13 protein-coding genes are annotated in these 14,982 nt (G+C 45.2%); 10 read left to right on the forward strand and 3 right to left on the reverse strand.

Going from position 1 to position 14,982, the window contains the following annotated elements; translation table 11 throughout:
* Positions 1-20 precede the first annotated feature (20 nt).
* The 8 genes from R7F67_RS03765 to R7F67_RS03800 all read left to right on the forward strand — a co-directional run bounded on the left by R7F67_RS03765 (position 21) and on the right by R7F67_RS03800 (position 8,790).
* Entirely contained in the window at positions 21-1,214 is a 1,194-nt protein-coding gene (locus R7F67_RS03765) for a glycine C-acetyltransferase (RefSeq protein ID WP_005375095.1), read from the forward strand.
* A 44-nt stretch (positions 1,215-1,258) separates the two neighbouring features.
* On the forward strand, positions 1,259-2,290 hold the full coding sequence (gene tdh, locus R7F67_RS03770) for an L-threonine 3-dehydrogenase (protein WP_005383983.1): 1,032 nt from the start codon (positions 1,259-1,261) through the stop codon (positions 2,288-2,290).
* Between the two features lie 389 nt (positions 2,291-2,679).
* Positions 2,680-3,225, forward strand: a complete 546-nt coding sequence (locus tag R7F67_RS03775) for a spore coat U domain-containing protein (RefSeq protein ID WP_021035866.1) — start codon at positions 2,680-2,682, stop codon at positions 3,223-3,225.
* A gap of 39 nt (positions 3,226-3,264) precedes the next feature.
* Positions 3,265-3,762 carry a spore coat U domain-containing protein gene (locus R7F67_RS03780; protein WP_017635493.1) on the forward strand — a complete coding sequence of 166 codons (498 nt, stop codon included), beginning with the start codon at positions 3,265-3,267 and terminating at the stop codon, positions 3,760-3,762.
* A gap of 20 nt (positions 3,763-3,782) precedes the next feature.
* On the forward strand, positions 3,783-4,538 hold the full coding sequence (locus tag R7F67_RS03785) for a molecular chaperone (RefSeq protein ID WP_053303865.1): 756 nt from the start codon (positions 3,783-3,785) through the stop codon (positions 4,536-4,538).
* Positions 4,538-6,964 carry a fimbria/pilus outer membrane usher protein gene (locus R7F67_RS03790; RefSeq protein ID WP_230850620.1) on the forward strand — a complete coding sequence of 809 codons (2,427 nt, stop codon included), beginning with the start codon at positions 4,538-4,540 and terminating at the stop codon, positions 6,962-6,964. The genes R7F67_RS03785 and R7F67_RS03790 overlap by 1 nt, the downstream gene beginning before the upstream one ends.
* A gap of 50 nt (positions 6,965-7,014) precedes the next feature.
* The gene (locus R7F67_RS03795; RefSeq protein ID WP_213895949.1) at positions 7,015-7,929 is read left to right on the forward strand and encodes a spore coat U domain-containing protein; all 915 of its coding nucleotides are present in this window, start codon (positions 7,015-7,017) and stop codon (positions 7,927-7,929) included.
* A gap of 141 nt (positions 7,930-8,070) precedes the next feature.
* Positions 8,071-8,790, forward strand: a complete 720-nt coding sequence (locus tag R7F67_RS03800; protein ID WP_017635489.1) for a carbonic anhydrase — start codon at positions 8,071-8,073, stop codon at positions 8,788-8,790.
* A gap of 72 nt (positions 8,791-8,862) precedes the next feature.
* On the opposite strand, the gene R7F67_RS03805 is transcribed toward R7F67_RS03800, so the two are convergent.
* Positions 8,863-9,966 carry a mechanosensitive ion channel family protein gene (locus R7F67_RS03805; protein WP_005375107.1) on the reverse strand — a complete coding sequence of 368 codons (1,104 nt, stop codon included), beginning with the start codon at positions 9,964-9,966 and terminating at the stop codon, positions 8,863-8,865.
* Between the two features lie 301 nt (positions 9,967-10,267).
* On the opposite strand from R7F67_RS03805, the gene R7F67_RS03810 reads away from it, so the two are divergent.
* On the forward strand, positions 10,268-10,615 hold the full coding sequence (locus R7F67_RS03810) for a helix-turn-helix domain-containing protein (RefSeq protein WP_005375109.1): 348 nt from the start codon (positions 10,268-10,270) through the stop codon (positions 10,613-10,615).
* A gap of 90 nt (positions 10,616-10,705) precedes the next feature.
* Here the strand turns inward: R7F67_RS03810 and lldD are convergent, their stop codons facing one another.
* Complete coding sequence (lldD, locus tag R7F67_RS03815; RefSeq protein ID WP_005383962.1) at positions 10,706-11,845, reverse strand: FMN-dependent L-lactate dehydrogenase LldD; 1,140 nt, start codon at positions 11,843-11,845, stop codon at positions 10,706-10,708.
* Positions 11,846-12,160: 315 nt separating this feature from the next.
* Complete coding sequence (locus R7F67_RS03820) at positions 12,161-13,852, reverse strand: L-lactate permease (RefSeq protein WP_005375111.1); 1,692 nt, start codon at positions 13,850-13,852, stop codon at positions 12,161-12,163.
* Positions 13,853-14,014: 162 nt separating this feature from the next.
* Between R7F67_RS03820 and R7F67_RS03825 the strand changes: the two genes are divergently transcribed.
* Positions 14,015-14,914 carry a LysR family transcriptional regulator gene (locus tag R7F67_RS03825; protein WP_005375112.1) on the forward strand — a complete coding sequence of 300 codons (900 nt, stop codon included), beginning with the start codon at positions 14,015-14,017 and terminating at the stop codon, positions 14,912-14,914.
* Positions 14,915-14,982 lie beyond the last annotated feature (68 nt).

A 14,982-nucleotide genomic window follows, 5' to 3' on the forward strand; every position in this document is an offset into this window, starting at 1 on the left:
TAACTAGGAAGGAATTTCAAATGTCTTCTGCATTCTACCAACAGATTCAGCAGCAAATCGAAGAAGTAAAGGCGGAAGGCCTTTACAAATCAGAGCGTGTCATTACGTCTCAACAGCAAGCGGCTGTTAAAATCTCTACTGGTGAAGAAGTACTAAACTTCTGTGCGAACAACTACCTTGGTCTTGCTAACCACCCGGCACTTATCGAAGCGGGTAAAGCAGGCATGGACGAGCACGGCTTTGGTATGGCTTCAGTACGTTTTATCTGTGGTACGCAAGACATCCACAAAGAGCTTGAGCAGAAGCTTTCTAAGTTCCTAGGTAAAGAAGATACGATTCTTTACACATCATGTTTCGACGCAAACGCGGGCCTATTTGAAACTATTCTAGGCAAAGAAGACGCAATCATCTCTGACGCTTTAAACCACGCGTCAATCATCGATGGTGTTCGTCTATGTAAAGCGATGCGTTTCCGCTACTCAAACAACAACATGGAAGAGTTAGAGCAACAACTGATCGCTGCGAAAGAAGCAGGTGCTCGCCACATTCTTATCGTAACGGACGGTGTGTTCTCAATGGACGGCGTAGTAGCAAACCTTCCGGCTATCTGTGACCTAGCAGAGAAGTACGGCGCGTTGACTATGGTTGATGACTCTCACGCTGTTGGCTTCATGGGTAAAACTGGTGCAGGTACGCACGAGCACCACAACGTGGTTGACCGTATCGACATCATCACTGGTACGCTAGGCAAAGCAATGGGTGGCGCTTCAGGCGGTTACACGTCTGGTAAAGCGGAAGTGATTGACTGGCTACGTCAGCGTTCTCGTCCATACCTATTCTCTAACTCTGTTGCACCAGCAATCGTAAGCGCTTCTATCCGCGTTCTAGATCTACTAGAAGAGAGCGGTGACCTACGTGATCGTCTATGGGAAAACGCAGCACACTTCCGTACTCGTATGGAGGACGCTGGTTTCACAATGGGTGGTGCTGACCACGCAATCATCCCAATCATGCTTGGCGACGCAAAAGTAGCAGCAGAATTTGCAGAGCGTGCGCTGGAGAAAGGCATCTACGTAATCGGCTTCTCATTCCCTGTAGTACCAAAAGGTCAAGCACGTATCCGTACTCAAATGTCTGCGGCGCACTCTCGCGAGCAACTAGACCGTGCAATCGACGCGTTCATCCAAGTTGGTAAGGACATGGGTCTTATTTAAGATTCTAGGCCTTAGACAATAGGGCCTTTAATTAAGGTTACATTATGAAAATTAAAGCATTATCAAAGCTAAAGCCTGAAGAAGGCATCTGGATGACTGAGGTTGATAAACCTGAAGTTGGCCATAACGACATTCTGATCAAAATTAAGAAAACCGCTATCTGTGGTACAGACGTACACATCTACAACTGGGACGAATGGTCACAAAAGACAATTCCAGTGCCTATGGTTGTTGGTCACGAATACGTGGGTGAAGTGGTTGCGATTGGTCAGGAAGTTCGTGGCTTTGAAATCGGTGACCGCGTATCTGGCGAAGGTCACATCACGTGTGGTCATTGTCGTAACTGTCGTGGCGGCCGTACTCACCTATGCCGTAACACGATTGGTGTGGGCGTTAACCGCGAAGGTGCATTCGCAGAATACCTAGTTATCCCAGCGTTCAACGCGTTCAAGATCCCTGAAGGCATCTCTGACGATCTAGCGTCTATCTTTGACCCGTTTGGTAACGCAGTACACACAGCACTTTCTTTCGACCTAGTAGGTGAAGACGTGCTTATCACAGGTGCTGGCCCAATCGGTATCATGGCAGCAGCGGTTGCTAAACACGTTGGTGCTCGCCACGTAGTGATCACAGACGTGAACGAATACCGTCTAGAACTTGCTCGTAAGATGGGTGTAACACGCGCAGTAAACGTGGCTGAAGAGAAGCTAGAAGACGTAATGGCTGAGCTAGGCATGACAGAAGGCTTCGACGTTGGTCTAGAAATGTCTGGTAACCCAGCAGCATTCAACTCAATGCTAACCACAATGAACCACGGTGGTCGCATTGCACTACTAGGTATTCCACCGTCAGACATGGGTATCGACTGGAACCAAGTTATCTTCAAAGGCTTGGTGATCAAAGGTATCTACGGTCGCGAAATGTTCGAAACTTGGTACAAGATGGCTTCACTGATCCAATCTGGTCTGGATCTATCGCCAATCATCACGCACCACTACAAGATTGATGACTTCCAAGAAGGCTTCGATGTAATGCGCAGCGGTATGTCAGGCAAAGTTATTCTTGATTGGGAATAACTTATTCAAGTAAGAAATGCGCTCCTTTTTGGGGCGCATTTTTGTTTCATGAAGATTTTTGTTTCGGGAAGAAATGGTCGCCAATCTTTTCTAAACTTCTCGTATCGTTCTGCTACTTTTTTTAGATTTTTTCCACTCAACTTCACCCTACCTTCTAACTCATTGTCGATTCTGTATTTGGAATAAGATAATAACCATTTGTTTTTAGTGGTTATTTTTTAGCATTACATGCTTAAAAATCGTCATTTTTAAGTTTAATGTTTTTATTTTCTGTTCGTCTTTATCCTTATCCTGCTTCTTTTTATTGTTTTACATTTTATATGCATTTGGTTTGTCATAATTGAGCTATAACTAATAAAAAGGTTACCGATATACAGTGGAATGTAAAAATGGAGCTTTATATGAAAAGATTTTATCTGATGATGCCTCTGCTCTTAACCTCATTTAGTTGGCAAGCGAATGGAGCGTCAGTGAGCGGTACGATTGATGTTTCAATTAACCTTGTACAAGGTTGTGTGATTAATGGAAATAATGCGGTAGATGCAGCTTCTGGCGTTGGCTTTGGCTCACTTGCCTTTGGAGACGTGCCTGCAATCTTCAGTGAACAAGATGGTGTGGTAAATGGTGGTAGTGCGACGGGTATTGAAGTGCTTTGTAGTAACGGTGTGACACCGACGTTTACATTGGGCACCGGATTGTATGATGCAAGTGCGACCGTTGGTACCTACGCGATGTCAAATGGCGCGCAATTTATTGATTATACGTTGTTTACCGATTCAGACCGAAGCACACAAATTATACAAGGCGGGACGGTAGCTCTGTCTGAATTTACTAGTGCAACATCGCAAACTATTGAGCTTTTTGCGAAAGCTTACGGTACGAGCAGCATTGCCGGCACATACTCCGATACCATCAGTGTGACGCTAAGCTGGTAAAACGTGACGCTGGTTGTTAGGGGCTTTTCACTTGTCGCGATGAGTTTGTGTTCTTTAACTGTGCTGGCTGATGCGACACAAACTTTTCAGGTGTCTGCCACCGTAGATACAGGTTGTTTGATTAACGGCGCAGTACAAGAAGAAAGCGCAACCCAAGCCGGGCAAATAGGCACGTTAGATTTTGGTGAGCATTCTTCAGTTTACGCGACGGAAGTACAAGGCAGCATCACTTACAGTTCATCACTCACATTAAGTTGTACTCCGGGTATTACGATGAATGTTTCCGTAAATGGCGGGATGAATGCATTGGACGGTGTACGTAAGCTAAAGCACAGTGAAGAAGCGACAACGGTAGATTACTTTTTGTTTCAAGATCTAAATTATACGCAGGTGCTTGATATTGACACGCAATACTCCGTCGATACCGACCAAGACCCAGATAATATTCAGTTTCCTATCTGGGCAAAGGCGACAATAAATGGGAATGAAATGGCTGGAATTTATATGGATACGCTTACGCTGACATTAGAGTGGTAAGTGAACTTTGGAGGGGTGAAATGGAATTCATACTCAAAAAACTATTATTAATAACCTTCCTTTTTGTTTTTTTCTCAAATGCCAATGCTAACTCATTATTAATTTGGCCGATTTACCCCAAAATATCAGAGGAGAGTAATGCAACGTCACTTTGGATGGTGAATAAAGGCAGTGCTGATTCTTATTTGCAAGTGAGAATTTTTAAGTGGGAACAAAACGAAGGAGAAGATAGCTATTCAAGTCAAAGCCAGTTAATTGCAACTCCTCCGTTTGTCAAAATTGAACCAGGTGAAAAGCAGTTAATCCGCATCATCAACCAAGATGAGGCCTCTGCGGGTAAGGAGTATGCATACCGAGTGATCATAGATGAATTACCGCCAACTCAAAACCCTCAAACAGAATTGACGGAAAATGAACTCGCTGTAAAAGTCCGAATGCGTTACTCGATACCTTTGTTTATTTACGGGAAAGGGCTGACTGATACTCAAAAACCAAACCGTGACAGTGAATTATGGGGTGATTTACAGGCACAGTTTATTAAGAAAAATAATCAGCGTTTTGTTCACATTAAAAATTCAGGAAAACACCATGTTCGCTTAGTGAATTTACAGTTGAATCTACCAAATAAAGATCCTGTCGTTATTTCCGATGGACTAGCTGGCTATATTCTTCCTGAACAGTATAAGGTTTGGTCTATTCCCCATAGTAATGTCAGACCCTTGAGTTTGAGCGCGAATATTGGAGGTAAACGTTACCAAATACCATTGAAGCAATAATGAATAGATTTAATACAATGAATGCTTTCTTTTGGTTGGTATTACTTAGCGTAACGTGGAGCAGTATTGGTCTTTGTGCAAATTCAGCAAACCACTTCTCTGAGCTACCGAGTCCTGAAAATTTCTCATTAGAAAAGTTTGAGAATATTAGCCTCAATCTGGAGTTGGTGATCAATCAAAGAGCAACAGGGCTTGTTGCGAAAGTTGAGCGAGTTGGCGATCAGTTCTTTTTGCTCCGGGAGGACCTCATTTCAGTTGGGGTTACCGCCACGTCGTTGCCTGGAACCGAAGAGAGACTTGAGGTTACGTCTATCCCAGGTGTTAACGTGCGTTACTTGCAATCGTCATTGCAACTTGCAATTGACGTACCGCCTAATTGGTTACCGATGCAGAGCTTATCAGCGCAGGATATGGGGCGATTTTCCCCGGCTCAGTTTGGGCGTGGTGGCCTGCTTAACTACAACGTATTTGGTGTGTACGAGAACGAAAGCCGACAAAAGGAGGTTTCTATAAATCATGAAGTCAGAGCCTTTTCTGAGTTTGGCGTTTTTTCTACTACCGGGATATTTAAATCTAACTTTCATCGCGATGTTCAGTCCCAGCAAAGCAGCCAGTACACTCGTTTTGATACGAGTTACGAGTACGTCAATCAAGAGAAGCGAATTCGTATAGAGGTAGGGGACTATATTGTTCGCCCTTTATCTTGGAGCCAACCAGTAAGACTGGCGGGTATTCAGTTGTCACATGATTTCTCTATGCGTCCGGATGTCGTGACGACGCCGTTACCTGCATTTTACGGTGAGGTCACTGCGCCCACTACGTTAGATTTGTTTATCAATGGCTTTAAAACTGACTCAATGAATGTTGGGCCCGGTCCTTTCATTATTAACGATATTCCAATGCTCTCTGGTGCTGGGGAAGCAACGGTAATTGCAACGGATGCTCAAGGTAAGCAAACGGTCATGACCAGCCCATTTTTTCTCTCTTCCGATCTACTCAAGACCGGATTTACATCTTACAGTGCGAGTATTGGTGCGATCAGAGAAAACTTCGGTAATGCATCTAACGACTATGGAGACGGTGGCGTGGTTACCGCTCTGCGTCATGGCATGACTGATTGGTTAACATTAGAAGCTCAAGCTGAAGCAAAAGATGACCTGATCGTTGCGGGGTTGGGCTTTGTCACCAATGCTTTCAACTTGGGTACGGTGGATGCCTCGTTTCGTGTGAGTAATTTTCAGGATCAATCTACCTCATATGCGCTAGGTTATAGTTATCAGTCTCGGTTGTTTAGCTTCGCTGCTCGAACTCAAGTAGAACAAGCCGACTTTTATACCTTATCTCATTTACCAAATTACGAAATGCTCGATGAAGGCAAGGACGCTTCACTCGCGTCGCGCCATCTATCACAAATCAATATGGGAGTGCGTTTGGGAGATTGGGGCTCACTTTCTGGTGGGTACTTTGATATTCAACAATCCGACTCAGATTCACGTACCCTAAATCTTACTTATAGCTACGCTCTGCCTTTTAATATCAATATGTCCCTTTCTTACAACCATAGTATTGGTGGTCAGAGTGTTACGCTGGCGCAATTCTCTCTACCTTTCAGTTCTTTGGGGGGAAGTTCGGGGTTAACGCTGAAAAGAGAGGATGATGGCGATGTTAGAGGGCGAGTGGGTTACAGCCGCCTTGCGCCAATACGAGGTGGGTGGGGCGTCAATTTAGCGCATGATATTAACGAACACCCAGAAAACCGTAAACAGGCCGATTTGACCTACCGTGCGTCATGGGCGCAGTTCAGAGCGGGGTTAAATGGCACCAGTGGCGACTATGATTATTTTGCGGAAATGGCAGGTTCGGTCTCTACGTTGGATGGAGAAATATTCCCGGCGAATGAAGTGTATGACAGCTTCGCAGTGGTGAGCACCAGTGGTTTTGAAGGTATTCCGGTTAAATATGAAAATCAAATTGTCGGAGTGACAGACGATGAAGGTTACTTACTTGTTCCTTGGGCTACGGCGTATTACACCGCCAAATATGAAATCGATCCACTTAATTTACCTGCCAATGCTGCGTTTTCTGCAACAGAGCAGTTTGCTTCGATACATTCGGGCTACGGCTACCTGTTAGAGTTCCCAATAGAGCTACAAGTTGCACTGAGCATGACGGTGGTAGACGAAAATCATTTGTTCCTTCCGATTGGTACATATGGCCGCTCAGAAACGGGCTTAACAAGCCAAATTGGTTGGGATGGTTTTACCTACTTTGAAGGCGTTGACCCAGGCCGCTACATTCAGTTTTATCCTCAAGGACAGCCGCCATGTAAAGTGTTTATTGAGGGGTTGTATCAGCGTGAGAGTCAAAAAATACAAACATTGCCTGAGCAGGTTTGTATCAAAGCCGAAGAAGAGGCCGCACTATGATTTTGCGCCGCTGGCTTGCTAGCCTACTTCTCTTTTTCTCGTGCTCGACAATGGCTTGTCAGCTCACGGCGGCAACACCTTTAATCTTGTTTGGCAATGTTTCTTCGTTTACTGTTTCAAGCTCTCAGCAGCAAAGCTCAGCTCAGCCTCATGCGGGGATTACGTGTGACTTTTCTACACTTGTGTCTTTGTTAAGTGGCGACTACGTATCAGCAACGTTTAACAGCATAAATAATGGTTTGCTATTAAATGAGGATGATCCGAGTTCGGAGCTCAGCTATCAGATTTTTGGCGATCCAGGTCTTTCACAAGAGTATGTATTCGGCCAAACTTACAATTTTTTTGAAATCGGGTTAATCGATTTACTCGGGTTGTTTGGCACTCAAGCCGAGTTTCCGCTCTATGCTCGGACGGGAGTGGGTAGTAATCTTTCCGCTGGGACTTATAAAGACCAAATCACCGTATCCTGGATTTGGGATTACTGTAAGGGTATCGGGGTTCTAGGGGTATGCATTGGCCGCGCCAATGGCAGCGCTCAAAGCGTGATTACGGTTGAGTTGGAAGTGACCCCTGATTGTATGATCACAGCGCCAGATATTGATTTTGGTTCGTCCCCATTAGTGGCCGGTTTTGAACCAGTCAGTCAGGTTATATCGTTAACTTGTACCAAGAATAGTTCCTTCTCCATTGGCTTGAATGACGGCCTAAATGCGTCCGGCGGTCAGCGGCGAATGATTTCTAGTGGTCACTATTTGGAGTATGAAATCTATAAGTCATCAACGATGGAGCGCTGGGGAGGAACCAGTTCTGAACGTCGTGAACACAGTGACGTCGATACTGGCGGCTCCATTCCTGATGGTATCACTCCACAGAATTATAATTATCGCGCGCAGATACTAACCAGCCAAACGACCCCTCCTGCAGGTACTTACACCGACTCAATAATCGTTGACGTTCAATTTTGAGCATCATGTCAATTACATCATTAGAGGCTTCTATTCCAAAAATCTTTTGTAATCATAGTTTTCACTCTGTCACTGCTTAATTTTGTGAGATTAGTATGGCTTTATTCTCACGGAATTTAACTTTCAGAAATAAGGAAAATGATGAAGAAGTCACTAACAACATTAGGTTTGGCACTGGTATTTACAGGAACAGCTTATGCAGCAAGCTGGGGCTACGAGGGAAACCATGGGCCAGCTCATTGGGGTGAGTTTGCATCTGAGTGCGCGAAAGGTCAAAACCAGAGCCCAATCAACATTGAATCGGCGACCGAAGCGAAGCTAGAAAAATTGAATTTCGACTACGAAGGAAAGGCAATTTCACTGCTGAACAATGGTCACACTTTACAGACTGGTTTAGAAGGTAAAAACACACTCACCATTGATGGTAAAGAGTTTACGTTGAAACAGTTCCACTTCCATACGCCATCTGAAAACCATGTGGATGGTAAAGAATACCCACTAGAAGTACACTTTGTGCATGCCGACAAAGTAGGTCATCTAGCTGTTGTCGCGGTGTTCTTTAAACTGGGTGACACGAACCCAGATTTAGCTAAGATGCTAGCTAACATTCCAACTAAAGATCAAGATGTTACCATCAAGGTTCCATTTGATGCGGATGCCCTTATCCCAAGTGATAAAGACTACTACCGCTTTAACGGCTCACTAACGACACCACCATGCTCTGAAGGTGTGCGTTGGTTGGTGATGAAAGAAGCACAAACTATTTCTCCTGAGCAGATAAAATCTTTTTCGGAAGTAATGGGGAAAAACAATCGCCCAATCCAACCGCTGAATGCACGTATGGTGTTAACGCAACAATAACCACTTCATGCGAAGAAAAATAAAAAGCCCGCTTAAACATAGCGGGCTTGATTATTTGGGTATTGGTGAAAACTAGAAGCCGTGATCTTCTTGCTCTTCCGCTTTTACCATTTGTATAGGATCAAGCTTAAGCGTCTGAGTAGGGAACGCGATATCTGCATCGTGTTCTTTAATGATGTTGATTACCTTAAGCAGTATGTCCTGCTTAACCTCATGGTATCTCACCCAATTCACGGTTTTAGTAAAGGTATAGATAAAGAAGTGCAATGATGATGGACCGAATGTATCGAAATTAACGATAAGTGTTTGGCGTGCATCAATGTCTTTGTGATTTTTCAGCATTTCTTTTACCGCGGTGATAATTTGCGGCATTTTTTCTGCATCGTCGTAACGAAGTCCAATTTTTTCGTAGATACGTCGGTTCAGCATGCGAGATGGGTTTTCTACGACAATGCTGCTAAACACTGAGTTTGGTACATACAGTGGACGCTTATCGAAAGTTCGGATAATGGTCATGCGCCAGCCAATGCGTTCTACTGTCCCCTCTATTTGTCGGTCTGGAGAACGGATCCAATCGCCAACTTTAAATGGACGATCGAAGTAGATCATAAGACCTCCAAAAAAGTTAGACAGCAAATCCTTCGCCGCTAAACCGACGATCAAACCACCAACACCACCGAAGGTAAGGAGGCCCGATAGTGACAGACCAAATGCCTGCATTACGGTTAGAATTCCGACGGTAATAAAGAACAGGCGCGCGACCTTAGCTATCGCTTGTACTGTTGTTTCATCTCGGTTCTTTTGTTCGAGAACATGCTCTTCAACATTGGTAATGAGCCGCATAACGGTCCATACGAAGATGCTGATGATTAAAATCAGTTTCAGCGTACTTAACCAGTTTATTTTATCGTTGAGCTCGCTCTCCAATATGATGCCGATAGAGACGGTTGCTGGCCAACACCAAATGAGTGTACTGACTGGCGCTTTTAGCGCATCAAGCAACATATCATCCCAGTGGAAGGGCGTTTTCTCTACGAGCGCAGCGAGGCGAGAGCGAATCAGCCGCCAAGCTATCCAAGCTATAAAGCTAGCGAGCGTAATGAAAAGGACGCTCCCACTCCAATTTTGATGAGACGTTTCAATGTAGCTTTGTAATTCGGTAAACCACTGTGGCATATGTAACTTATTTCTAGTGAACCATGGAAGGAAAGGTAGCAGATATTACTCCTTCACCCCAGTGATTTCCTTTAAATCATTTACTTATGTCTAAACCGTCCGAGATGGACTTTTCCTTCCGATGACAAGAGAGTCACCTCAATGTTCTGTTGAGCGACCGCCTCATGCATGTTCAGAGGTACGCTACCAATGATTGAGGGTTGATATTTGGACGATCAATTATAACTTCTCTGACTTATCGCTAACATTTATCTTAAGTAAGTGTGAGAGTGTATTGGCTCTTGAATTAGCGGAGGCAGATATGGAATTTACAGAGCTGGATCGAAACGCGCTCTACGACATCTGGATGTCACAAAAAGCCAAAATGCACATCACTCAAATGGAAATGGCGAAGCGCCTTGGTTTGAGTCTACACGAGTTTTCTGGCTTGTTACGTGGTAATTCTCCACTGACGCTAGGTTTTGTAAAACAGCTATGCGAGCAGCTACATGTACGTCCTGGTCAGGTGATTCCGTCTTTGACGGAGCGTGACCTATCTGCATCTGGTACCGTTTATTTACAAAATCGTGTGACGGTGGATGGCGATATCAGTAACGTGTTTATCGACGGAAACCAAGTCGTGATCGAGTACGTTCACCAAGTTAGCTAGCTTGCTCGTCAAATTATCGGGTTGAAGAGCAATAAAAAACGAGCCACTGTTGGCTCGTTTTTTCGTTTCTGTTTTGCTCGATTGCAAAGATTATGGGATTTTCACTAGCGAATCGCGTGAAAGATCCGCGATAGACTTAGCGCCAGTCAGCGTCATTGCTACACGCATTTCTTTATCGTACAGATCCAGTAGATTTTCAACGCCTGCTCCGCCTTGTGCTGCCAATGCGTACACAAATGAACGGCCAAGAAGCGTACAGTCTGCACCAAGTGCGAGCATACGAACGACATCAAGACCAGTACGAATACCAGAGTCTACGAAGATCTTAAGATCACCTTTTACCGCATCCGCAATGCTTGGTAGTGCTTTAGCGCTTGAAAGTACGCCATCTAACTGACGGCCACCATGGTTAGATACCACAATGCCGTCCGCGCCGAAACGTACCGCATCTTTCGCGTCTTCTTCATCTAGAATGCCTTTGATAACCATTGGACCATCCCAAAAATCACGAATCCACTCAAGATCTTTCCAGGAGATAGAAGGGTCGAAGTTTGCGCCTAACCAGCCGATGTAATCTTCTAGCTTTGTTGGTTCGCCACGATAAGTTGAGATGTTACCTAAGTCGTGCGGTTTACCAAGTAGACCCACATCCAGCGCCCAGCTTGGGTGGCGCATCGCCTGGAATACACGACGCATGGCCGCGTTAGGGCCACTCATACCTGAATGCATGTCACGGTAACGTGCGCCAGGAACTGGCATATCAACGGTAAACACCAGCGTTGTTACGCCTGCTGCTTTTGCACGCTCAAGTACGTTCTTCATAAAGCCACGGTCTTTAAGTACGTAAAGCTGGAACCACATTGGACGTTCAATTGCAGGTGCGACTTCTTCAATCGGACAAACCGAAACAGTCGACATAGTAAACGGGATGCCTTTTTTCTCGGCTGCTTTTGCTGCTTGCACTTCGCCTCGGCGCGCGTACATACCAGTTAGACCAACAGGAGCTAGCGCGATTGGCATTGCCAGTTTCTCACCGAAGATCTCGGTTTCGAGGCTCAAATCTGTCATATCGCGTAGGACGCGTTGGCGAAGAGCGACATCACCTAAATCGTCAGTATTACGCTTCAGCGTGCGTTCGTCGTAAGAGCCGCCATCAATATAATGGAATAGAAACGGGGGAAGCTTGGCTTTCGCGGCAGCGCGGTAGTCAGTAGAAGCTGAGATAATCATAATGGTGTCCTAGCGGTTATTCTAAGCAAAGTTGTGGAGCAATTTGCTCTTTCGTTGAGCCTTCATCGCAAAGCAGTGAAGACATCAAAATGAGTATAGTTACCTATGGTTCACTTACGTTTGAATCGGTGATGTTGGTAACCCATTTACATAATTGGTTGAAAAATTTTATTAAATCACTCAATCAGTTATGCAAACTGGAAAGGGTGACACAGCTGTCGGGGGAATTGATGTAGCAAGCTAAATCAACATGTCGGGGTAGTAGTGCAGACAGCTGTGTCAAATTAGGCAGGGCTGTAAACCCTGCATTTCGCGTTACTTCATTAAGACATCTGTCATTTGGAAGCCATAAATCAGCACCAATCCAATAATGCCTGTCATTACAATGTAGTAGAACGTAGGGATAATCGTTTTACGCAATGTTGCGCCTTCTCGACCAAGCAAACCTACCGTGGCTGATGCGGCAACAACGTTGTGAATCGCAATCATGTTACCTGCAGCAGCACCGACGGCCTGGAGTGATACAACAATCACACTCGAAATAGACAACGTTTGTGCCACTTCGAATTGGAACTGGCTGAACATCATATTTGATACCGTGTTTGAGCCAGCGATGAACGCACCCAGTGCACCAACGGTGGCACTCAGCGCTGGGAACGCAGAACCAACAAGGTCAGAGGCGAAGTTTGCGGTTGTGACGGGCATACTTGCTAGGTCAGCACCGTTGATGCCTGAGTTGATAAAGATACGAACCATCGGAATGGTAAATACCAAGACAAAACCCGCCCCAATCAGTGTTTTGCTTGACTCGCCAAACGCTTCACGCAATGGCTTTACACTGCCGCTTTGTAACATTGCAGCAAGTAGTGCGACAAACACCAGAATGCCACCAGGAAGGTATAACGGCTGAATAGCAGCGCTAACGCCAGTCTCACCAAGAATGTTGCTGAACGACAAACTTACGCTTTGTACAAAGCCTTTCAGCTCAGGGCTAACGCGGCTTGCGACGAGAATAACTGCCAGCATTACATATGGAACCCAAGCTTTTACGATGCTCATTGGCTTGCCCGGATTGTCGTTTAGATCGACTTTTAGCGAGCCTAACCACTCTGCAGGCCATTTGTCTTCGCTTTCGAAATCCCACTTAGTCTTTGGTACTAAGAAGCCTTTTTTCGCTGCGGTAACAACGATAGACAGACCAACCAAACCACCGATAAGTGAAGGAAACTCTGCGCCCAAGAATACGCCGGTTAACGCGTATGGAACGGTGAAAGAGACACCAGCGAATAGCGCAAATGGTAGAATATCCAGGCCTTCACTCCAGCTTCTGTTCTTGCCGAAAAAGCGTGTTAACATCATCGCCATTAATACTGGGATCATCGTACCTACGACTGCGTGAATGACAGCAACGTGCGCTGTGATATCTTGCAGGTACATTTCCCACGTTGCACCTTGTGCGGCCAACGACTCACTGATGTTATGGGTGTCTAAACCTTTGTTTACACCTACGATGATAGGCGTGCCTACCGCGCCGAATGAAACAGGCGTAGACTGAATCATCATGCCCATTAGGACAGCGGCTAGCGCAGGGAAGCCGATTGCAACCAGCAGTGGTGCAGCGATTGCTGCCGGGGTACCGAACCCAGATGCGCCTTCAATGAACGAGCCAAAGCACCAAGCAATGATGATGGCTTGTACACGGCGGTCAGCCGAAATATCGGTAAATCCATTACGGATTGTGGTGATCGCTCCAGTGTGTTTTAAAGTGTTGAGCAAGAAGATGGCACCAAACACGATCCATAGAACAGAGACAGTAATGCCGAGTCCTTGGAATACGGAAGCCAGTACGCGATTGGCTGACATATCCCAAAACATAAGTGCGATAGCGACGGTTAGACCGAACGCAACAGGCATGGCTTTTTTAGCAGGCCAGTTGAGACCAACCAATAAGATGGCGGCAACAACAATTGGCGAAAATGCCACTAGGGCAAGTAGGGTTTCACTCATTTGTACATCCTTCGTACGCTGACTTCTCGAACGGTGTCAATCCGCTGTAGAGGTGACTTTTTGTTGTAATGGTTTTGTTAATTTGGCGTGAATTTACTCCTTTATTTTTTGTTGATATAGGGAAATAATGAAAATAATTAATTCCAAAAGTGACATAATGGTATGAGAGCAGACGACTTAATCCTATTTTCTCAAGTAATCGAACTTGGCAGCTTTAGTAAGGTTGCAGAGGCAAATAACCTTACAAATTCGGTAGTTAGCAAAAGAATGGCGAGGTTGGAGGAAGAAATAGGGGCTCAGCTATTATATCGAACAACGCGCAAATTAACCTTGACCGAGGCAGGTAAGGTGTTACTCCACAGTGCTAAAAATGTGAAGCAGGCCACTCAGGAGGCTATGGATGCTGTTGCAGGCTTTGGAGAGAATGTGAGCGGTCATATAAAAATGTCCGTGCCGTGTATCTCTGGAGATTTGATACTTGCTGATGCTGTTGCCGAGTTTTGTAACCTTCATCCGGGTCTGACCGTGGACATGTCATTGGATAACCGCTTTGTCGATTTAGTGGCTGATGGTTACGACTTAGTCATTCGAACTGGCTACCTAGCCGACTCCAGTTTGATCGCACGACATATTCTCGATTCCCAATGGGTGGTATGCGCGTCCCCTTCATATATCGCTAAAAATGGGAAACCGATCGAGCCGATTGATCTCACCACGCACAATTGTCTGCAATACGCTTACCAAACCACAGGTGCAACGGATTGGGAGTTTAAAGGAGAAGATGGCAATTACATCGTCAAAGTATCGGGCTGCTTTTCTACTGATAACGCGACCGCATTACGTAAAGCCGCTCTGGGCGGCCATGGTATAGCTTACGTCCCGCGATGCTTGGTGTATCATGATATTCGCAATGGCCAACTGGTGGATATTTTTCCTGAACTAGTAGGTAAAAAGTTGGGTATCTACGCGGTGTATCCGTTTACTCGTCAACCACCGAACAAAGTGAAGCTGCTTATTGAGCACATTCGTGACCGGTACTTAACGATATCTCATTATTTCTAGGTTCTTCATAGATTTAAAACAATGTCGTTGAAATCAAAATTGGGTGCTCTAAGGTAATCACCGCAATA

Origin of the sequence: Vibrio sp. YT-17 (assembly GCF_033337375.1) — a bacterium.
Lineage (GTDB): Bacteria > Pseudomonadota > Gammaproteobacteria > Enterobacterales > Vibrionaceae > Vibrio > Vibrio alginolyticus.

Bases quoted from the DNA above. Each gene is read 5' to 3' on its own strand.
- R7F67_RS03800 (WP_017635489.1), top strand. From the start codon at position 8,071: ATGAAGAAGTCACTAACAACATTAGGTTTGGCACTGGTATTTACAGGA.
- R7F67_RS03765 (WP_005375095.1), top strand. From the start codon at position 21: ATGTCTTCTGCATTCTACCAACAGATTCAGCAGCAAATCGAAGAAGTA.
- R7F67_RS03785 (WP_053303865.1), top strand. From the start codon at position 3,783: ATGGAATTCATACTCAAAAAACTATTATTAATAACCTTCCTTTTTGTT.
- R7F67_RS03825 (WP_005375112.1), top strand. From the start codon at position 14,015: ATGAGAGCAGACGACTTAATCCTATTTTCTCAAGTAATCGAACTTGGC.
- lldD (WP_005383962.1), bottom strand. From the start codon at position 11,845: ATGATTATCTCAGCTTCTACTGACTACCGCGCTGCCGCGAAAGCCAAG.
- R7F67_RS03810 (WP_005375109.1), top strand. From the start codon at position 10,268: ATGGAATTTACAGAGCTGGATCGAAACGCGCTCTACGACATCTGGATG.
- R7F67_RS03820 (WP_005375111.1), bottom strand. From the start codon at position 13,852: ATGAGTGAAACCCTACTTGCCCTAGTGGCATTTTCGCCAATTGTTGTT.
- tdh (WP_005383983.1), top strand. From the start codon at position 1,259: ATGAAAATTAAAGCATTATCAAAGCTAAAGCCTGAAGAAGGCATCTGG.
- R7F67_RS03790 (WP_230850620.1), top strand. From the start codon at position 4,538: ATGAATAGATTTAATACAATGAATGCTTTCTTTTGGTTGGTATTACTT.
- R7F67_RS03775 (WP_021035866.1), top strand. From the start codon at position 2,680: ATGGAGCTTTATATGAAAAGATTTTATCTGATGATGCCTCTGCTCTTA.
- R7F67_RS03795 (WP_213895949.1), top strand. From the start codon at position 7,015: ATGGCTTGTCAGCTCACGGCGGCAACACCTTTAATCTTGTTTGGCAAT.
- R7F67_RS03805 (WP_005375107.1), bottom strand. From the start codon at position 9,966: ATGCCACAGTGGTTTACCGAATTACAAAGCTACATTGAAACGTCTCAT.
- R7F67_RS03780 (WP_017635493.1), top strand. From the start codon at position 3,265: ATGAGTTTGTGTTCTTTAACTGTGCTGGCTGATGCGACACAAACTTTT.